Annotated in this window: 22 protein-coding genes; 2 read left to right on the forward strand and 20 right to left on the reverse strand. The window is 61.9% G+C overall.

Going from position 1 to position 17,855, the window contains the following annotated elements; all coding sequences use genetic code 11:
- Positions 1–263 precede the first annotated feature (263 nt).
- Positions 264–662 carry a VUT family protein gene (locus AC0J5K_RS22560; protein ID WP_473009979.1) on the forward strand — a complete coding sequence of 133 codons (399 nt, stop codon included), beginning with the start codon at positions 264–266 and terminating at the stop codon, positions 660–662.
- 21 nt (positions 663–683) lie between these two features.
- On the opposite strand, the gene AC0J5K_RS22565 is transcribed toward AC0J5K_RS22560, so the two are convergent.
- From AC0J5K_RS22565 to AC0J5K_RS22625, 13 genes are all read right to left on the reverse strand, one after another.
- On the reverse strand, positions 684–1,679 hold the full coding sequence (locus AC0J5K_RS22565; protein ID WP_473009980.1) for an ATPase, T2SS/T4P/T4SS family: 996 nt from the start codon (positions 1,677–1,679) through the stop codon (positions 684–686).
- A complete protein-coding gene (locus AC0J5K_RS22570; protein WP_473009981.1) occupies positions 1,676–3,100 on the reverse strand; it encodes a TrbI/VirB10 family protein in 1,425 nt (474 codons plus the stop codon). Before AC0J5K_RS22570 ends, AC0J5K_RS22565 begins: the two co-directional genes overlap by 4 nt.
- Positions 3,101–3,102: 2 nt before the next feature.
- Positions 3,103–3,825, reverse strand: a complete 723-nt coding sequence (locus AC0J5K_RS22575; RefSeq protein WP_473009982.1) for a TrbG/VirB9 family P-type conjugative transfer protein — start codon at positions 3,823–3,825, stop codon at positions 3,103–3,105.
- A 5-nt stretch (positions 3,826–3,830) separates the two neighbouring features.
- A complete protein-coding gene (locus tag AC0J5K_RS22580; protein ID WP_473009983.1) occupies positions 3,831–4,508 on the reverse strand; it encodes a VirB8 family type IV secretion system protein in 678 nt (225 codons plus the stop codon).
- 17 nt (positions 4,509–4,525) lie between these two features.
- Positions 4,526–5,539: a TrbL/VirB6 family protein gene (locus tag AC0J5K_RS22585; RefSeq protein WP_473009984.1), complete on the reverse strand. Its 1,014-nt coding sequence runs from the start codon at positions 5,537–5,539 to the stop codon at positions 4,526–4,528.
- Positions 5,540–5,965: a hypothetical protein gene (locus AC0J5K_RS22590; RefSeq protein WP_473009985.1), complete on the reverse strand. Its 426-nt coding sequence runs from the start codon at positions 5,963–5,965 to the stop codon at positions 5,540–5,542.
- 8 nt (positions 5,966–5,973) lie between these two features.
- The gene (locus AC0J5K_RS22595; RefSeq protein WP_473009986.1) at positions 5,974–6,741 is read right to left on the reverse strand and encodes a type IV secretion system protein; all 768 of its coding nucleotides are present in this window, start codon (positions 6,739–6,741) and stop codon (positions 5,974–5,976) included.
- Complete coding sequence (locus AC0J5K_RS22600) at positions 6,738–7,850, reverse strand: lytic transglycosylase domain-containing protein (protein WP_473009987.1); 1,113 nt, start codon at positions 7,848–7,850, stop codon at positions 6,738–6,740. Before AC0J5K_RS22600 ends, AC0J5K_RS22595 begins: the two co-directional genes overlap by 4 nt.
- A gap of 202 nt (positions 7,851–8,052) precedes the next feature.
- Positions 8,053–10,431 (reverse strand): VirB4 family type IV secretion/conjugal transfer ATPase, encoded by a 2,379-nt coding sequence (locus tag AC0J5K_RS22605; protein WP_473009988.1) that lies wholly within the window; start codon positions 10,429–10,431, stop codon positions 8,053–8,055.
- Positions 10,421–10,699 carry a VirB3 family type IV secretion system protein gene (locus AC0J5K_RS22610; RefSeq protein WP_038070148.1) on the reverse strand — a complete coding sequence of 93 codons (279 nt, stop codon included), beginning with the start codon at positions 10,697–10,699 and terminating at the stop codon, positions 10,421–10,423. Before AC0J5K_RS22610 ends, AC0J5K_RS22605 begins: the two co-directional genes overlap by 11 nt.
- 132 nt (positions 10,700–10,831) lie before the next feature.
- Positions 10,832–11,113, reverse strand: coding sequence for a TrbC/VirB2 family protein (locus tag AC0J5K_RS22615; RefSeq protein ID WP_473009989.1), 282 nt, complete (start codon positions 11,111–11,113; stop codon positions 10,832–10,834).
- A 16-nt stretch (positions 11,114–11,129) separates the two neighbouring features.
- The gene (locus AC0J5K_RS22620; protein WP_473010029.1) at positions 11,130–11,828 is read right to left on the reverse strand and encodes a lytic transglycosylase domain-containing protein; all 699 of its coding nucleotides are present in this window, start codon (positions 11,826–11,828) and stop codon (positions 11,130–11,132) included.
- A complete protein-coding gene (locus AC0J5K_RS22625) occupies positions 11,767–12,081 on the reverse strand; it encodes a hypothetical protein (protein ID WP_473009990.1) in 315 nt (104 codons plus the stop codon). The genes AC0J5K_RS22620 and AC0J5K_RS22625 overlap by 62 nt, the downstream gene beginning before the upstream one ends.
- A 132-nt stretch (positions 12,082–12,213) precedes the next feature.
- Between AC0J5K_RS22625 and AC0J5K_RS22630 the strand changes: the two genes are divergently transcribed.
- Positions 12,214–12,792 (forward strand): hypothetical protein, encoded by a 579-nt coding sequence (locus AC0J5K_RS22630; RefSeq protein ID WP_473009991.1) that lies wholly within the window; start codon positions 12,214–12,216, stop codon positions 12,790–12,792.
- On the opposite strand, the gene AC0J5K_RS22635 is transcribed toward AC0J5K_RS22630, so the two are convergent.
- From AC0J5K_RS22635 to AC0J5K_RS22665, 7 genes are all read right to left on the reverse strand, one after another.
- A complete protein-coding gene (locus AC0J5K_RS22635; protein ID WP_473009992.1) occupies positions 12,786–12,986 on the reverse strand; it encodes a hypothetical protein in 201 nt (66 codons plus the stop codon). The genes AC0J5K_RS22630 and AC0J5K_RS22635 overlap by 7 nt on opposite strands.
- 76 nt (positions 12,987–13,062) lie before the next feature.
- Positions 13,063–13,272, reverse strand: a complete 210-nt coding sequence (locus tag AC0J5K_RS22640; RefSeq protein ID WP_473010030.1) for a helix-turn-helix domain-containing protein — start codon at positions 13,270–13,272, stop codon at positions 13,063–13,065.
- A 310-nt stretch (positions 13,273–13,582) separates the two neighbouring features.
- Positions 13,583–14,509 (reverse strand): electron transfer flavoprotein subunit alpha/FixB family protein, encoded by a 927-nt coding sequence (locus AC0J5K_RS22645; protein ID WP_473009993.1) that lies wholly within the window; start codon positions 14,507–14,509, stop codon positions 13,583–13,585.
- On the reverse strand, positions 14,509–15,267 hold the full coding sequence (locus AC0J5K_RS22650; RefSeq protein WP_473009994.1) for an electron transfer flavoprotein subunit beta/FixA family protein: 759 nt from the start codon (positions 15,265–15,267) through the stop codon (positions 14,509–14,511). Before AC0J5K_RS22650 ends, AC0J5K_RS22645 begins: the two co-directional genes overlap by 1 nt.
- A 204-nt stretch (positions 15,268–15,471) precedes the next feature.
- Positions 15,472–16,332: a VOC family protein gene (locus tag AC0J5K_RS22655; RefSeq protein ID WP_473009995.1), complete on the reverse strand. Its 861-nt coding sequence runs from the start codon at positions 16,330–16,332 to the stop codon at positions 15,472–15,474.
- Between the two features lie 44 nt (positions 16,333–16,376).
- Positions 16,377–17,114 carry an enoyl-CoA hydratase/isomerase family protein gene (locus tag AC0J5K_RS22660; RefSeq protein WP_420415755.1) on the reverse strand — a complete coding sequence of 246 codons (738 nt, stop codon included), beginning with the start codon at positions 17,112–17,114 and terminating at the stop codon, positions 16,377–16,379.
- Between the two features lie 48 nt (positions 17,115–17,162).
- Positions 17,163–17,816 carry a helix-turn-helix domain-containing protein gene (locus tag AC0J5K_RS22665; protein WP_473009996.1) on the reverse strand — a complete coding sequence of 218 codons (654 nt, stop codon included), beginning with the start codon at positions 17,814–17,816 and terminating at the stop codon, positions 17,163–17,165.
- Positions 17,817–17,855: the final 39 nt, after the last annotated feature.

Below are 17,855 nucleotides of genomic sequence, written 5' to 3' on the forward strand. Positions count from 1 at the left end.
CGTAAATTTCAGCGACCGTTTTGTCGGTGCAGGAGCAGTACATTTGGGCGGAGGGTAATAATGGGAGCCTGTTGCGAGTGACATCGATTTCAAGACGAAAGGCAAGAACCGTGCAAGGTGGCGTGGTCCTCTCTTACATTGGATTTTTGCTGACTGGACCAGCTTCGAACTGGCTCATACAGAACGTGGGAACACACTGCGTTCCCAATGGGCCGTGCTTGATTCCAGTCCTGCCGGGAACATCTGCGCCGAGTGGAGTTTTAATGGTCGGCCTGGCATTGGTGTTGCGTGATCTTGTCCACAGAGATCTTGGTGCGTACTGGGCGCTTTCCGCCATTCTATTGGGAAGTCTCATATCTGCGCTCTTTTCTCCTCAAGCGCTCTTAATCGCTTCCACAACCGCATTTCTTTTGTCAGAACTTTCAGATTTCGCCGTTTTTGCTCCGCTGCGTCGGCGCGGATTCGTGGTGGCCGCGTTGGTCAGTAGCATTGTTGGTTTGATTGTTGATAGCTTGATTTTTCTTTGGCTCGCGTTCGGCAGTTTGGACTATTTGGCCGGACAGGTTTTGGGCAAGCTCTACATGGTACTCGTAGCCATCCTAATCGTCGTCACTTGGGAGCGTCGAAGGGAAATTCGGGCAAAGCGTCCGACGCCACTCTAGGAAGTGATCGATAATGCTTGCTCAACTGGCACCTGAATCCCCCGGCAGGTAGAATTCCGTAATCCCCCGCCTCCCTTCGGCGCGCCCGAGCTGGACGATCACATCGATGGATTTCCGGATGTACTCGCGCACCTCGGCGAATGTCAGCGGTGTGCCGGCCTGCAGCACCATGATCGCCAGCCGGTCGATGGCGAGTTCGGCAGTCTCGGCATGGATCGTGGAGACTGATCCGCCATGGCCAGTGTTGATCGCCTCGAGATAGGTCAGGGCCTCGGCGCCTCGCAGCTCGCCGACGATGATTCGGTCGGGGCGCATGCGGAGGGAGGCCTGAAGGAGTGCATTGGCGCTGCGTTGCGAACCGACGCCGCGGTCGGCCAGAAGGGCGACGGTATTGGGCTGGTCGGGAAAGAGCTCAAAGGCGTCCTCGATGGTGATCAACCGTTCGTCCTCACCGACATGGGTCAGGAGGTGGCGGGCGAATGTGGTCTTGCCGGTCGAGGTGCCGCCGCTGATCAGGACGTTGAGCCGGGCCTCGACCAGGGTCTGAAGTGCCGCCTCAAGGTTCTCCTCGGCGAGGGAGGTGATGTTCTTCATCTTCTCGGCGCGGAGTGCATCGAGCGAGACGGCCTTGCCGAACAGATAGGCCGGGGCATAATCCCTGACGCTGCCCGAGGCGAAGAGGCGGATGGTGATCGAGGCACCACGGTCGATGGCGGGCGGCACGGCGACCTGGACCCGGAGCGGGCGTCCTGCATATTCTACCTTGCCGGAGACAAGCGGGTTCTTTTCAGAGACGCGTGCCTTGGCGTCGCCAACGATGGTCTGGGCCATGTTGAGGGCTGTGGTGCGACCCACGGTCTGGCCTTCGTGGCGCATGGTGGCGTCGCCCGCGACCTCGAGCCAGACCTTGCCGTCCGGGTTGATCGCGATCTCGACCACGTTGTCGCGCCGCAGGAGGTCACGGAACGGGTCGAGATAGCGTTCGAGGTATGACGCTGGTGATGCCGCCTCGGTCAATAGATCACCACATCCCGGTCCACGAGTACGGTCACCGAGGCCCCCTGATCGACATAGATCGTCGGCGCGATCGAGACCTGGTCGGCAATGACCGATCCGACCGCGTCCTGAAGATCGCTGCCGACATCGCCCAAAACGATGCTGGTTGTCTCGTTGTTGGTGCTCTCGGCTGCCACGGTCGGCGCGGCCCCGATCACGGAAATCAGCGCCGCCCCGCCAAAGCGCTCTGCGAATTTGGTGTCGACGAGGCCGGTGAGGCCTGAGCGGCCAAGCTGGTCCCCGCCAACGGACGCGATCTCCATCGACGTGCCGTCCGGGGTCAGGACGCGGGTCCAGAGGATCAGGATGCGCTTCTGGTGCATCTCGATCCCGGAGCGATATTGGCCAAAAAGGCGGGAGCCCCGGGGGATCAGGATCCGGTCTCCGGAGAAGGCCGGAACCGACTCGGAGACGACCGCCACGACAGACCCGGGCAGGTCGCTGTTGATGGCGGTCTGGAGCGCGGCCTGGATGACAGAGCCCTGGGTCAGCGTGCGCTCGGGATGGGTGAGGCGGGCGGCCTCTTGCACTTCGAGCGGCCGCGCGCTCTGCAGGAACTGCTCATTGCCGGAGAGGAGCGGCCCGCCGGCGCCAGGGACTGCGGGATCGGCCACCGCTGCGCCACTTGCGCCGCCGCGAGGACCGTCAGCATAGACGACGGCGGGGGATTTGATCTGCTCCGTCAGAAGCTCCTCTGCGATGCGTGCGGCCTCACGCTGACGCTGTTCCTCTTCCTGCCGGCGGCGTTTTTCCAGAAGGCGCTGGTCAGCAATGAGACCTTCGCGGTCGAGCTCGGCCTCGAGCCCCTCGCGCTGCGCCCGTTCGGCATCGAGCATGGCCTGCAGCCCTTCGACGCGGGTCTCGGTCTGGCGCTGCAGATTGGCCAGCTCAGTTTCCCTGGCGGCCAGGGTGGTTTCAAGCGCGGCCTTCTGTTCTTCGAAGGCCTCGCGCAGATCCGCGACGGCGGACTGGATTTCCGAGTTGCGGGCGGCCTGGCTGGCGGCGAGGGCTTCGCGCAGCTTGGCGATTTCCGCTAGCACCTCGGCGCTCGGTTCAGGTGCGGGGGCCGCAGGCACGTCGAGCGCCTCTTCGACCGCGATCAGTGCGTCGTTGACCCTTTGCTCTGTCTCGTCGGGCGGAAACTCCAGCCGCCCGCCGGTGCCGGGGCGACGGTCCTGAAACGTCTCGACATCGGAGGTCTCGAGCGCGCTGTCGCGCTCCTGCAATCCGGTTGCCAGGAAATACGCGACCCCTGCCCCGCCGAGGGCGAGGGCTGCGGCGAGCGCGCCGACCCCAAGGCTGTTGCCGCGGCGTTTGGAATTGCCGCGCTGGCTGAACTGGTCGAGGCGGTCCTGCAGATCGGGAGGGGTTTGATCGGCCATGGTCAATTGCTCACGTAGATCGCGCTCTCGTCGCGCCAGGCGCAGATCGCCTCGTCGCCGATGCGCAGCGTCCAGTAGGTGTTCACCCCGAGCACCCGGACGGTGTTGCCGGCTTGCGTCCAGTTCACCGTGCGCTCGCGGCCCTGATCATCGGCCTTGAAGAGGGCGGGCTGGCGGCCATTCTCCGGGAAGACGAAATAGGTATAACGCCCGTCGTCATAGATATGGCTGGGGCGGAAATCGCCGATCCCCGAGACGCGGTAGTTGTAGTTGCGAGGAGCTATGAGGCCTTTCGGCTGGGTGGTACCTGCCGCGCGGCGTTCCTCGTCGGGGTAGCGGAAACGCACCTCGAAGAACATGCCGGTTCGGTTCGGGATCGAGCCTTCGCGCAAATGGAACGAATAGGTGCGGCGGTTAGTGATCACCGTCATGTTGGTCGAGGCCTGCGCCACATGCGGTTTGATGGTGAGCACATTGCCGAGCTCGGGGATCGGGTCGACCTGGAAGCTCTCGGTATCACCGACGATCACGGCCTCGAAGCGCTCGCCCGCCCCGAAATGAATCGTGGTCGAATGCCGAAGATCGGTCTCGATCCGGTAGACTTGGTTCTCGTTATAGATGGCTGTGCGGATGCGGATGTCGAGCGGGCCGCCCTGGGGCGTGGCCTCAGCGAAGGCGGCAACAGGCAGGGTAAGCGCCAGGAGGAGCGCGGGCAGCAGTTTCATCTTGGTCAGTTCTCCAGGGTCTCGGCGTCGACGCGGTAGGAGGTCACCACGAAGCCCAAGGGGTTGGCCCAGACGTCCTGAAGGCGCTGGCGGGTTTCGGGTTGGAAGTCGTAGCCGACGGTGGCGACGTAAGAGCGGGTCACGGTGCGGGTATCGCGCGGGCGACGCAGCGTGCGGGTGAAACGGACCTGCGCTACACCGCGCTCGATCTGGTTCACCGACTTGATCACCACCTCGATCTTGGCATCGCGACCGTAGACGGTGATCGGGTAGTCCTCGTTGGTCGAGGACCAGAGATCGCGCAGCGTGCGGGCGGCATCGCCGTCCGAACGGTCGAGCACCGAGTTGATGCGCTGCTCACCGTCGGTCAGGTCATAGGTTTCGCGGTCGTCGACATAGGCCACGAGATTGGCCTGGATGATGGCGTCGCTTTCCGACAATGTCAGCGCCTGAACGGCCGCGACCCGGTCCATCTCGCCGGTTTCCTTGTCGACCACGACCACGAAGGTTTCGGTCGTCTTGAGCGGAAAGAGGCTCGCACCCGCGACCATGCCCGCAACGCCGACCAGCACGCCCGCTGCCGCGACAAACCACGCAAAACGCTCGCGCCGCCGCGGCCCGTAGATGAAATCCGCCTCAAACGCGTCGCGGTCAGCAGGGGTACTGGTCACAGTCTTCTTCAAGTCAGTCGTCTTTCAGATCAGGGTTTGCGGAAGGATTTGGCGGCCGACAGAAGCGCGCCGGGGCTTTGACGGATCATCTCGCCGGTTTTCACCACGCCCGTATTGGCCATCTGGTTCAGCTCATGCGGGGATTTGCCCGTGACAAGGCGCGAGGTGGTGCCGGTGCCGTACTGGCGCGTGTTCACGAAGCCCTGGCGCGCAAGGCCTGTCAGGCCCACGGCATTGGACGCAATCCCCACAACACCGGTCAGATTGGAGGCGATATAGGGGACCGAGGCCATGATCCCGGCGCTGAGGATCAGGATGACGAGGAAGGGCAGGATGAGGCTCACGGTCTCGACGTCGCCCGGATCGCCGGAGGCGTCGCCGATTGCTTCGGCGATCGCGACAATGATGCCTGCGGCCCCGGCGGCGGCGACGGGCATGAGCGCATAGCCGATAGTGGCGCGGGTCCAGGCCTCGAAGAGCGATTGTGTGGGTTTGAAGAGCGAGGTCACGATCATGAAGGGGGCGATGACGATCATCAGCGCGAAGACGATGCGGGCGAAGGCGATGATCCCGGCGGTGACGGCGGCGAAGACAGCCGATAGGACGAAGAAGATGGCGCCCAGGACCGCGCCGAAGACCCAGCCCGCGCGGTCGCCGATCGTGTCGCCATAGGCGGTGATGCGGGCGACCATGTTGTCGAGGCTCTCATAGACCCCGGCCTCGTCACCCGAGCCCGTAAGCGCCAGGATCGAGGCGCCGACGGAGTCGGGCACCTGCGTGACGATGCCATAGATGACGCTGAAATTGTCCCAACTCTGTGCGAATATCCCCACCAGTGCCACCTTGATCCCGAAGGCAAAGCCGGTGCCGAAGGGCAGGGGGCGCAGTTGCATGACCGCGTTGATGCCCAAAAGGACGAGGAGGAGGGTCGCGCCCGCCGTGATGACGTTGCCGACCGAAGCCGCCGAGGAGACAAAGCCGTCCTGCGCCACGGTGTTCACCGCGGCGTCGACCTGTCCCAGGATGTCGCGAATAACCCCCATCTACTCGGCGCAGCCTTCCGCAACCTGGGCTTCCAGCGCATCGGCCTTGGCGTAGAGCTCCAGCACCTTGAAGGGCAGACGCGGGTTGTCGGAGGTCTGGAACCGGGGCAGGGCGTCCAGTGCCTGATCCCAGGTGAACTGGTCCATCAGGCAGGTGCAGCTTTCAGAGGCGAGGGCCTCTTCGGCGATCAGGATGCGCAGGATCGCGCGGTAGCCATTGCGCAGGTAGGCGGTCTCGGCCAGATCAATGGGCGGCTTGGGGACACGGCATTCATCGCCCTCGTCCCGCGCGATGGCCATCGAGTTGAAAGGCGTGTCGCCGGACGGGTTCGTGCTCAGGGTCTGGGCCAGCGCGGCACAGGGCAGGGCGCTCGCGACAAGCGCGGCGAGGCCAAGGGACCGAATGTCTGGGATTTCGAGGCGCATTGATATTCTCATGGATCCACTGCCATCGAGCGGAACTTGCGCTCATCCGCGAGGGTTGCGGCATCGACGACGCCGAGCTGTCCCGCGCTGACGCCCTGGGCCGCTTCCAGCCGCCAGATCTGGGTCAGGATGATGCCGAGCTCGGCGGTGACGCGGGTGTTGAGATCGACGGCGGCTTTCAGCCCGTCCTGATCGTCGATAAGCCCGACCATGGTCTCGAGCCTCTCAAGACTTTGGCCAGCCTCTTCATGGCTTTCCTGCGCAGCAACTGACAGCATGGCGCTGGCCCCGGCCGAGGTGGCGATACGGTTGTCGGCGGGCTGGTCTGATCCCGAAAGCGTGCTCAGGCGCTCGGAGGTGAAGCCGCTGCCCGAGAGAACCCGCTCGACCGAAGCGGACAGTTCCGCGCCGGGATTGAAGCCGCTCAGGAAATCGCCGCTGGCAAGTGACTGCGCCGTGTTGAGAGGGGCGACCAGCTTGCCGCGGAGTGCTCGGAACTCCTCGACCGTGGCAAAAAGCTCGCCCAGCTCGCTTCCCTCGATCAGCGAGGTCAGTTGCGCCTCGAGGTTCGTCAGTTGCGACAGCTGGGTTTCCAACTCCAGCCGCATCGTGGCAAGCTGCTGCATCTGGACGTTCAGGTCCTCGGCCATGTGCTCGAGCTGGGCCACGAGCTGGCCAAGCTGTGAGCCATCGAAGGTCGGCACGCCCTGAGCGGTAGCTGGGCCGCCGCATCCGAGCGGGAGGACAGCGGCGGTTACCAGAAAAAATCGTCTCATTCGGGAACTCCCATCTGCATGAAGTCGCGCTCGGCCAGCCGGTCGGCGACGAGGTGCTGCGCGTAGGCCGCCTCGCGCTGCTGGTTTGCGGCCATCAGCCGGACGCGGAGGTTGAGGATGCGGCCGATCTCGGCCTTTGCGTAGGTGTTGAGTTCCCAGGCCGCCTTGGCATTGGGTTGCGCGTCGATCTGCAGGATGATCGCGCGGAGGCGGTTGATGACCTGATCGGTGGTCGCCGAACTGTCGGCGGCGTAATAGACGCCGGCCTCGGAGATGCTGGCATATTCGGCTAGGGCAAAGTCCGAGGGCGAGAGCGTGCCGAGCGCGTCGGCGCCGCCCACAACGGCCAGGTACTCGTTGTAGAACTTGGAGATGTTGCGGACATAGCCCTGGGTCTCGGCAAAGGGCGGCACGCCACCATATTCGGTGACCCGGCCGGGGCCCGCGTTATAGGCCGCAAGCGCATGGGGGATGTTGCCGAAACGGTTGAGCTGGGTGGTGATATAGCGCGCGCCGCCGCGCAAGTTGTCCTTCACGTCATAGCGGTCGATGCCGAGATCGGAGGCGGTGCCGGGCATGAGCTGGGTCAGGCCATAGGCCCCGACCGGGCTTTGGGCCGCAACGTTGAAGCGGCTCTCCTGCTTGATCAGGGCCTGGAAGAGGCAGCGCCACTGGGTGGCCGAGAGACCGGCGCGGGCCACACCGGGCGCGCCTGCGAACTCGCCCGCAACCTCGACGATCATCATCTCGACCGTCTCGCGGCCCTCACCGAAGAGGCGGCTGTTCATGGGGCTCGGGTCGGTATTGGGATAGACCGCCGCCACCCCGAAATCCGCATTGCCCTCGAGCGAACGGATATCGAAGCCGGGGCCGGTGATCGCCGCGGTCATCTCCTCGAGGACGCGCAGCTGGTCGGCCTGCACGTCGGCCAGCGTGGATTCGGTGCGATCCTTGTCCTGCTGGACGCCGAGATCCTCGACCAGCGCCGTCACCTGCGCGATGGCACGGCCAATCGTGGAATTGTCCTGCGTCGGCACGCCCTGTGCATGCGCGGGCAGGGCGCTGAGACCGAGGCAGATGCTGGCGGATATGATCGCGGCGCGGGTCATTCCGGACGGGGGAGGGGCTCGAAGCTGCAGTCATGCTTTGCAGCCTCCTGAACCGGTGCGCCCATGGTCGAGAAGGTGAGGGTGGACCGCGTCACCTGCGGCTCGCCGTTGCGTCCGAAGCAGGGAGAGGTTTTCTCGGTGTACTGTTCGCAAGCCGACAGGAGGCTCGCGGCGGCGCAAAGCGCGAGGTGGGGTTTTCTACTCATATCACATGTCTCCAGAAATCGGGATTGGCGCGCCAATCGGCGGGCACGCGGGTTTCGCCGGTACCGCCGCCGCCAAGGATGGGGAGCAACTCGTCAAGCGCGGAGAGGTCAGCATCGACGAAGACGCTGTCGCCGGCCGAGCGGACGAGCGCGATGCGTTGGCCGATGGTGGGCTGGACGAGGAGTGCTGCCTCCTTGGCGTTCACGCGCAGGAAGTCGTAATCCGAGATGGTGGCGCGGTCGTTCGGGAAAAGGATCTGGGTGGGGACCGTCTCGACAATGGTCTTGCCGACGCGACTATCCCGCAGTTGGCTCGGATACTGCGTCATCATGATCACGACGCAGTTCATCTTGCGCAGCCTGACCAGCCAGTTTTCCAGCCGCGCCCCGAAATACGGATCGTCGAGGAGCTTCCAGGCCTCGTCGAGCACGATGATGGTGGGGCGGCGGTCTTCGACCAGCCGTTCGATCTGGCGGAAGATGTAGGAGAGCACCGCCATGCGTTCGGTGGTCATGTCGAGGATTTCGGTCATGTCGAAACCGATGATGTCAGAGGCCAGTTCGAGCCCGGCACCATGTTCCGGCTCGTCGAAGACCCAGCCATAGCGCCCGCCCGGGGCCCATTCGGCGACGCGGGACTGGAGCTCACCATCGTCATCAAGCGACTGGAACAGGGTCTCGAAGCTCGAAAACTTCTGCAGGGCACCCCCGGCATGGGCGTTCTGGGCCACGGCGCTCTGAATGTGGCGCGACTGCTCGCCGGTGAGAGTGCCGCCTCGTGTAAGAAGTGTCGAAAGCCAGTCGGAAAGCCAGGCAAGGCCGCGCTCGTCGATCTCGGTATCGAGAGGGTTCAAGCCCGAAGGCACCCCGGCGCGGATTTCGTTGTAGCGACCGCCGAGGGCGCGCACGGCCATCTCTAACCCGCGATCCTTGTCGAAGAAGAAGAGCCGCGCGCCGACCCGTTGCGCTTGCGCCGCGAGGAAGGCGGTGGTGAGCGTCTTGCCGGTGCCGGTGCGTCCCAGAACGAGTGTATGTCCGACGGTCGGTTCCTTGCCTGGGCTTCCTGCCTCGTGGAAATTGAAGCGATAGCCCGAGGTGCCGACCGTGGGCAGCACGGAGATGGCCTGACCCCAGGGCGACTGTTCTGGTCCACGTCCTTCGACGCTGCCGTGAAGGGCCGCGAAGTCGGCGAAGTTGATCGAGGAGATTGGCGTCTTGCGCGCCCGGTAGCCGAAATTGCCGGGCGATTGCGCGAAGTAGGTCGCCTTCAGCGCCATGGTCTCGCGCACGATGACGGACATGATCTCCTGGCCGACGCGCTTGATCTGGGCGGCTGCCCGTTCGAGCGTTTGGCGGTCTGGCGCATAGACCGCGATGGAGAGGTGATGGTCTCCAAAGGCGATGCGGCCCGCTTCCTGGTCGTCTGCGGCTTGTCCGAGCTGTTCGCGCAAGGAGACGGCGGCATCGTCGGAGGCATGCATTTGGCGGATGATCCGTTGGATGCGCTCGGCCATGATGTTGTTCGGGATTGGACTGAAAGAGTTCGTCAGCACGATGTCGAGTGGCAGGTCGAGCGCGTCGAGCAGGGTGACATCGGTGAGCGCCGGATAGGTCTTCATCGAAAAGAGCGCGCCGTATTTGACCCGCCCGGTCACCGCGTCGGTCAGGGTCACGACGTCGCCGTCAAAAGTGGCGCAGCAGTTGCTCAGGGTGTGCGAAAGGGGCAAGGCGCTTTGGCCGAAAGCAATCGGGGAGAAGCTGCCCGCGTTCAGCGTGTTGAGGTAGCCCAGCCACTCGCCGCCTTTTCGGGTCAACCGAACGGGATTGGCCGATGACAACGCCACCTCGAAAAAGCCCATGACCTCGTTCAGCTCCTGCACGCGTGTCGCACGATCCTTGACCCAGGCCTTGCGGGCCAGCGCCCGCAGAAACGGTATGCGGGCGGTGATGTCGGGGCGTCGGATGACGCTGAGATAGAGTTGCCGCTTGGCCGGGCGCAGGTCTTTGACATGGGCCTGCCAGCGCGCATCGATCGCGGCAGCGAAGCTGTCGCCCTCGATGGTGCGCATGCCAAGATCTTGCGGCACGGAGATACGGTGAATGTAGTAGCCGAAGGCGTTGCCCGTCTGGGCGACGATGGCCGCGACCGCGCGTTTGAGCGCATCGAGCCGGACGTCCTCACTGGTCATCGGGTTGAGCCCATCGAGGCGCAGGGTGGCCATCAAGTCGCCCTCGCGCAGCACCATGACATCGTCACCCGCAAGCGCGAAATACGGCAGGTGTTCCGCGAGGTAGCTTTCCCGCGCGAACTCCCCGCCGCCCGCTTGATGCAGGGCGGGTCCGTGAGTGGAAAGTGTGCCCGCATCAAGCGCCAAAGCTGTCCCCTCCGTGCAGGGCTCGGTTCTTCGTCGGGCGCACCGAGCCGTAGGAGACCCGCAGCACCTCGAAGAAATGCGGCTCGCGGTCGGCGACGAACCAGAGGATCGGATAGGCGACGAGACCAATCAGGAAGAAGACCATCGACTTGGTCCAGATGAACGGCAGAACGACCCCGGTCGCCAGCACCACGAGGTATCCGACAGGGAGGCCCAGATACTTGGGCGGACGGGCGAGGCCCAGAAAGAGGGGGGATCGTTCTGCCACTTCGATGCTTCCCTGCTCAGAGATGAAAATGAATCCGCAGGTCGGCTCGAGGCAGCGTTTGCGAAGCATGGGCGCATTCGAGTTGACCGCAGGATTCCGTCTTGCGGGAAAGGCACATTGCTTTCCGGCTCATCAGGAGAAGCCGTCGACGATGGTGCCGGCCGAGAAAATCAGCACGATCCCGATGATGACCGAGGCAAACCAGCCCCAGTTCAGCCGTCCCATCATGCACATGAAGCCGGTGCCGATGATCGCGAGCGTGGCGACCGCAATCCCGATCGGCCCGGTCAGCGCGGCCTCGACGGTTTCCAGCATGGTCTGGATCGGTGACAAGTCCTGCGCGAGAGCAGGCGTTGCGAAAGCCGCCAAGGTTGTAGCGACAGGCAAGAGGTGGCTGAGGCGATGTCGAAGCATGCGAAGTTCCCTTGTTTTACTGAAGATCGATGAGGACCGGCACCCGATTTGGGGCGCGGTCTACGACACGGATATCCGGCGCGGAAACGGGCGCTCCCGCCAGACGAGATCGGATCCGGTGGATGCGCGCGATGTAGTCCCGGGTCTCGGAGAAGGGCGGCACGCCTGAATATTCGACCACGCGGTGTGGACCGGCGTTGTAGGCCGCGAGCGCCAGGTCGATATTCTCGAAGGTGGCCAGCTGTGCGAGCAGGTAGCGCGCCGCGCCGTCGAGGTTCTCGGCGGGATTGCGCGGATCGACCCCGAGGGCCCGGGCTGTGTCCGGCATCAACTGGCCCAAGCCATAGGCCCCCTTTGGACTGACGGCCGTCGAGTTGTAGCTGCTTTCGGCTTCGACAAGGGCGCGGAACAGGGCCTGCCAACCCTCCGTATCGAGGTCGACCAGATTCAGGGCACGATTGCCGGAATGGCGCTCGGCGGTGGCGCGGATCAGAGATAGGACGTTGTCGCGACCGGACGGTAGCGTGGCATCCAGCGAGGCCAGTACAACCTCTGCATCAGCGGAATCATCCAGTCCCGCCCAAGCAGGTCTTCCCCCGTGAAAAGTCCAGCCAAAGGTCCGGGCCGTGCCGTCGCGGCTGAAGGCGATGACGTCAGCCGCGCTCCTCGAGGGAGATGCTGTAGTCAGGACCAAAGCGAAGATCGCGCCCGTCACCGAACTCAAGGTGATGTTTGAAGAGGCCCGGCCATATGTTGAAATACCGCGGTTCCGGCCCGTGCGGGGTGATCCGGGTCGAGACCAGAATGGCTTCCGGCTCGCCCTCGCGCAGGTAGATGCACTGGTAGCGCGGCTTGCCATCGTCCGTGAACCCCACGAGTTCATACCGGCAGCGGAACGCTATCCCTTCATCTTTAAGGTCTTTGACACCATCGATGGTGACCAGGATCTGGTTGCGCGCTATCGGCATGTTCGGACTCTCCCGTTGAGAGCCCTTCTACTGCACGACACTAAGGCCATAAAGTCATATGGAGTCAATACGACATATTGCAGAAAAATACATACTGCACCATAGTTGCTGCAACTTTTGCGGGAGAGTGACATGAAACGACAGGTGATGTCGGCGGCATTCGGGGTGTTGGCGTCTCTTGGGGTCCCGGAGAAGGCGCAGGCCTATGATATTGACTGCGCCATCATGCTCTGCATGGCCGGCGGCTTCCCCCCGAGCGCCGTCTGCGCCCGTGCCTATCGCACCATGATTCGTCGGATCACGCCCTGGCCGAGTCTACCGCCCTTCGGGGTCTGCACCTTTGCCCATGTTCCAGTCGAGCTGGGTGGGCCCGGCGGCGAGGGTGAGCTCGATACCAACCTGCCGGAATACGAATGGCTGAACCGGACCCATGTGATCTGGTTCACCGGGCGCTCCTACGAACCGCGCGACGAGCCGCGTCAGTGGGATTGGTCGATCCGCTCCTGCGATCGCGAGAACAAGTCTTGCCGGTACATTCAGCGGGTCTACGGATCGTATACCCCATGGCCCGCGACATTCATCTCGGAAAGCGGTCAAGAGATCGCTTACCCGACCAGCGGTGGTCTATGGCACTTCTATTCCCGCAGCATCATGGTCGAGTATGGCGACTTCGAGGGCAACATGGGCCACTCGGAGTGGTTCTCCTACTGATCCTCGCCACCTGGCAGCTTGAGTGAAAACGGCCGCACGATGACAAGTCTCACGTCGTAGCTTTCCGGATCGACAAACTCGCGCCGACTTACGGATCCATCATTCCAGCGGTAGTCGGTGAACACATGGGTTTCCCGTGTTCCGTCGATGATAAACCCTTCCTGAAAGGGCCAACCTGTTTTTTTCTTGCGCATAGAACTCCTGCCATACCGTTAGACTAGCGATTGCGGCGCATGAAAACCGAACCGAGCGATGGCTGGCGGGAAGGAGCTAGCGTTTTGTGAAGAGTTCGGCTGCGTCGACCTTCAGGGCCTTGGCGATTCGCTCGAGAAGGTCGAGGGAGGCCGCGAACTTGGCGTTCTCGACCTTGCCCACATGGCCGCGGCTCACGTCGGCCCGATGAGCAAGCTCCTCCTGGCTGAGGCCGCGGGCGCGTCTCAAGTCTTGGATGTTCAGTGCTACACGGTCCCGCAAGTTCATGCCCGTGAAACGGACACGGTGCGCGAAATATCGCCACGCGATATATGTTACATTCGGATGTGTGGAATAGAAATCTTGCAACGGCGCGAGATCGCCGGAATGGGATGCCTGCCGATACGCAGGTCACGGGATGATCCGTCTCGCAAACATTCTGGGCCGTTCAATCGTTCTTTCGGAAAAGGGCGGCACCGGCAATACCGGTGCCGCCAGTCGGTCGTCCACAGGGAGGTTGTAGAGGACGAATTCTACAGTGAAATTTGGGGTCAGCCAAAAATCGCATAAGTGAACTTATGTAAATAACCAGCTTGGTTCATAGCTTCTCGATCAGCTCTGGCACGGCATCAAAAAGATCGGCAACGAGTGCGTAGTCTGCGACCTGGAAGATTGGGGCCTCTGCGTCTTTGTTGATGGCGACGATGATCTTGCTGTCTTTCATACCTGCAAGGTGTTGGATCGCGCCCGAGATGCCGATGGCGACATAGAGCTCGGGGGCGACGACCTTGCCGGTTTGACCGACCTGCCAATCGTTCGGGGCATAGCCACTGTCGACGGCGGCACGCGAGGCACCGACCGCTGCGCCCAGTTTGTCGGCGAGCTTTTCGATCAGGGCAAAATTCTCTTCCGAGCCGACGCCACGACCACCCGACACGACCACATCGGCCGAGGTCAGTTCGGGGCGATCGCTTGCGGCGACCTTGTCTTCGACCCACTCGGACAGGCCCGGTGCATCCGCCGCCGAAACGGTATCCACAGCGGCTGACCCACCTTTGCCAGCGGCGTCAAAGGTCGAGGCGCGGAAGGTGATGACCTTAGTCGCATCGCCCGATTTGACGGTCTGGATCGCATTACCGGCATAGATCGGACGTTCAAACGTGTCGGCGTCAACAACACCGATCACGTCCGACAGGATCATCACATCCAGCAATGCCGCGACGCGGGGCAGGATGTTTTTCGCATCGGTTGTCGCGGGCGCCACGATGTGGGTGTAGCCACCTGCCAGCGACACGATCAGGGCTGCAGTGGGTTCGGCCAGGCCATGGCCCAGCGAGGCGTCCTCGGCGACCAGAATCTTGGCCACACCGTCGATCTTGGCGGCGGTTTCGCCCGCTGCGGATGCCGAGGCCCCCGCACACAGAACGGTCACATCGCCGATCGCCTTGGCGGCGGTTACGGCCTTGGCGGTGGCGTCCAGCGCCAGTTCGCCATTGGCTAATTCGGCAAGAAGAAGTACAGACATTACACGTCCCCCGCTTCTTTGAGTTTCGCCACCAGCTCGTCGACAGAACCAACGATCTCACCGGCTTCGCGCACGGCGGGCTCGGACGTTGTGACAACGGTCAAGCGCGGCGTGACATCGACTCCGTAATCGGCGGGCGTCTTTTCGTCCAACGGCTTTTTCTTGGCCTTCATGATGTTCGGCAGCGACGCGTAGCGCGGCTCGTTCAAACGCAGGTCGGCGGTGATGATCGCGGGCAGTTGCACCTTGATCGTCTGCAGACCGCCATCGACCTCACGGGTCACGATGGCCGCGTCGCCCTCAACTTTCACCTCGGAGGCGAACGTCGCTTGGGACCAGCCTAGCAGCGCCGACAGCATCTGGCCGGTGGCGTTCATGTCGTTGTCGATCGCCTGTTTGCCGCAGAGCACCAGGCCCGGCTGTTCTTCGTCGACGATCGCTTTCAGGATCTGCGCCACGGCCAGCGGCTCGATATCCTGATGCACGTCATCGGCGGCCACGACCAGGACCGCCCGGTCGGCGCCCATGGCCAGCGCGGTGCGCAGGGTTTCCTGGGCCTGTTTCACCCCGATCGACACCGCGACCACCTCTTCGGCCTTGCCGGCCTCTTTCAGGCGGATCGCCTCTTCGACCGCGATCTCGTCGAACGGGTTCATCGACATCTTCACATTGCCAAGATCGACACCGTTGCCATCCGCTTTGACGCGAACTTTCACGTTGTAATCGATCACGCGCTTCACAGACACCAGTACTTTCATCGGCGGTTCTCCCTTCCTAATTTCGGACGCGATCGGTCGGGGCCGGCGCAATCGTTCCGCCACGATTACTTGGCGTTCAGATATTTTCGGTGGACGACCGATTATGGTTGTTTTCGGGGCGGCTACGCAAATCCATGCGCGCGGCCGTTGCCCGGTTATGCCACATCCGGATAGCGGTATCTCGGGTCTGGCAACGGACGTTCATCAATCCAGCGGTTCGACCCGGTCGGGCTTGCCAGACCACTGCCAAGCCAGAGTCCTGCGAGACACTCCCATAAGCACGCCATTGAGTGCGGAAGGATGAAGCCATAGGCCGTCGCGTTCGACAGGTGTATCGGTGCGGCGGACATAGCGGGCACCGTGATGTTCCAGACGGGAAATCAACTCGGCAATGTCGTTGGTTTCGACATAGCACATGTAAAGGCCGTCACCGTGCTTGGAGGAAAACCGCCCCATGGGATAGGCGGGATCATGAGCCTCCGACAGTTCGATTCGGTCAAGATGTTCGTCATTGAACATCAGTAGGCTGCCCTCATATCCGAAGCGCGGAAAGGTGATACCAACGCGATTCTTGGCATCTAGCCCGAAATAGCCGGAATAATCATCCGCAACCCGTGTCCATTGCGTTTTCAAGACGACGGTGAGTTCGTAAAGAAACGCTGTCAAAGCGCTGTCCTGACCAGAGATCCGGGCGCCCGATTCGCTTACGGCCAGGGGCAGGCCATACAATTGCCCGCTATCGAGATAGATCCGCCCGTCCGCCTTGGTGAAATTGATGCCTTTTTGATTCAGATGGTCTGAAAAGAGATCGAGATCGGAGACGCTCACGCCTCCGAACAGCAACCCTTCACCCGAGCGCTGAAGCCGCTTCATTGCCGGGCCGTCGTCACTGGGCTTGACCAGTTCGACCCAGCTTTTTCCCAGCTCCATCACTCGCACGTCGGCAGCAAGGAAATCGCTGCGGTAATCGCGGACAGGCGCAGCCCCGAGGATGTTGCTATAATTATTCTGTGCCTCATTCAGGTCGTTCACGACGACCAGAATCCGGTCAACCGATTCTAACATTGTAAGTGTCCTGTTTTGTTGTCGCAGATATTACCGGGCAGGCGTCAGCCGCCTGCCTTACCTGTTGATGTGATTGTGCTCTGGGTGTCCGACGAAGCCAACTGTTTGGCAAACATCTTAACTTCATTGTTGAAGGCCGTATGGGTCTGGGTACAATGCCATTGTCCCAGCATCTCTTTGGTTGTCCGCACGCTGTTGATCGGGAGTTCGCTCAAGCCTTTTGCGGTTTCACGCGCTCTTTCCAGCGTGGTGCCGTCGGCGACAAGTTCAGTGACGAAACCTGCCTCAAGAGCTTCCTGGCCATTGAAGAAACGTCCTGTAATCAACCAGTCGCGCGCCGTCCGCCGCCCGACGATCTGCTCCAGAAGATAAGACGAAGCGCCTTCGGGACCCAAGCCGAGGGCGACGAACGGCATTCGGAAACGGACGCCGGAGGTGGCATAGACGAAATCGCAATGTTGCAGCAGTGTCGCTCCGATCCCGACGGCCACACCTTCAACCGCCGCAATGACCGGCGCTCTGGAATCGCAGAGCGCGCGGAGAAACTTCACGGCTGGTGAATCACCGGGTTCCCGTTTGGTCTTGAAGTCATTAAGATCTGCACCTGCTGTAAACGAGTTTCCTGCACCGTAGATGACAATTGCACTGCAGTCAGCAAGCTGCCCGTACTCCAGAAACAGCCGCTCAAGCTCATGGTACATTTCATGGTTCAGGGCGTTCTTTTTGCTTGGCCGGTTGATGCAAATCTCAAGGATTCCATTGGTGAAAGTGTTGTCGATCATGGGGCACCATCTATGCTGTTGGATTTTTCGGAGAGGGGCATGTTCTCATCAATAAACTGGGTCGATGCCCATGATGTGACCGATGCGATGCGCTTCGCTCTTGATGACCTCTATCGCGCTCTCGATGCATTTTTCATCGTTCAGGACATCGCGGCTGGTCGATATCCCGAGTGACAAGAGCCTGCTTCTTCCGCTGTGGAGCAGCACCGCCAGCGAAAGCTGATTGACGTCTTCGTAAAACTTCATGCTGTATTCCTCAGGAGAAGTCAGCGATAGGGCCTGATACAATGCGCTATTGTCGGGAAGGGTGCTGCCGACGCGTAGATTTGTTACATGAAAGCGACGGACCTGTGGGCTGGCGACGGCGCGTGCAATGATCGTGACCCGATTTTCGGACTTCTCGCCGATGTTCGCGGTTCCCGCAAACTTGTTGGCAAGAGCGTCGAGGCTGGACTGGACCAATTCATTGACGTTTGCGCTGTCAAGTGCGGCAAATCCGATTTCGAGTACCTTTGCGGTCAGCCGCCATCGCTCGCTATCCTGCGCTGCATAACCTTCTTTTTCCAGGGTGTGCAGAAAGCGCAACACAGTGGCCCGCGGCAGTTCTGTCAGGCGAGCAAGCTCGCTGGCCGTTGGGTGTGGATTGACACGGAACATACGGAAAATCAGCAAGCAGCGTTCGATTGATCGGTTATTCTTCATGTGTTCATCTAATGACTACTTTGTTCGCTAGGTGGATAA

The organism is Marinovum sp. E3, from assembly GCF_055755275.1.

Coding starts and splice junctions, on each gene's coding strand:
- AC0J5K_RS22570 (WP_473009981.1), bottom strand. CDS start 3,100: ATGGCCGATCAAACCCCTCCCGATCTGCAGGACCGCCTCGACCAGTTC.
- AC0J5K_RS22615 (WP_473009989.1), bottom strand. CDS start 11,113: ATGCTTCGACATCGCCTCAGCCACCTCTTGCCTGTCGCTACAACCTTG.
- AC0J5K_RS22560 (WP_473009979.1), top strand. CDS start 264: ATGGTCGGCCTGGCATTGGTGTTGCGTGATCTTGTCCACAGAGATCTT.
- AC0J5K_RS22600 (WP_473009987.1), bottom strand. CDS start 7,850: ATGACCCGCGCCGCGATCATATCCGCCAGCATCTGCCTCGGTCTCAGC.
- AC0J5K_RS22650 (WP_473009994.1), bottom strand. CDS start 15,267: ATGAAAGTACTGGTGTCTGTGAAGCGCGTGATCGATTACAACGTGAAA.
- AC0J5K_RS22575 (WP_473009982.1), bottom strand. CDS start 3,825: ATGAAACTGCTGCCCGCGCTCCTCCTGGCGCTTACCCTGCCTGTTGCC.
- AC0J5K_RS22665 (WP_473009996.1), bottom strand. CDS start 17,816: ATGAAGAATAACCGATCAATCGAACGCTGCTTGCTGATTTTCCGTATG.
- AC0J5K_RS22635 (WP_473009992.1), bottom strand. CDS start 12,986: ATGCGCAAGAAAAAAACAGGTTGGCCCTTTCAGGAAGGGTTTATCATC.
- AC0J5K_RS22630 (WP_473009991.1), top strand. CDS start 12,214: ATGAAACGACAGGTGATGTCGGCGGCATTCGGGGTGTTGGCGTCTCTT.
- AC0J5K_RS22640 (WP_473010030.1), bottom strand. CDS start 13,272: ATGAACTTGCGGGACCGTGTAGCACTGAACATCCAAGACTTGAGACGC.
- AC0J5K_RS22645 (WP_473009993.1), bottom strand. CDS start 14,509: ATGTCTGTACTTCTTCTTGCCGAATTAGCCAATGGCGAACTGGCGCTG.
- AC0J5K_RS22585 (WP_473009984.1), bottom strand. CDS start 5,539: ATGGGGGTTATTCGCGACATCCTGGGACAGGTCGACGCCGCGGTGAAC.
- AC0J5K_RS22590 (WP_473009985.1), bottom strand. CDS start 5,965: ATGCGCCTCGAAATCCCAGACATTCGGTCCCTTGGCCTCGCCGCGCTT.
- AC0J5K_RS22660 (WP_420415755.1), bottom strand. CDS start 17,114: ATGATCGACAACACTTTCACCAATGGAATCCTTGAGATTTGCATCAAC.
- AC0J5K_RS22655 (WP_473009995.1), bottom strand. CDS start 16,332: ATGTTAGAATCGGTTGACCGGATTCTGGTCGTCGTGAACGACCTGAAT.
- AC0J5K_RS22595 (WP_473009986.1), bottom strand. CDS start 6,741: ATGAGACGATTTTTTCTGGTAACCGCCGCTGTCCTCCCGCTCGGATGC.
- AC0J5K_RS22625 (WP_473009990.1), bottom strand. CDS start 12,081: ATGCCGATAGCGCGCAACCAGATCCTGGTCACCATCGATGGTGTCAAA.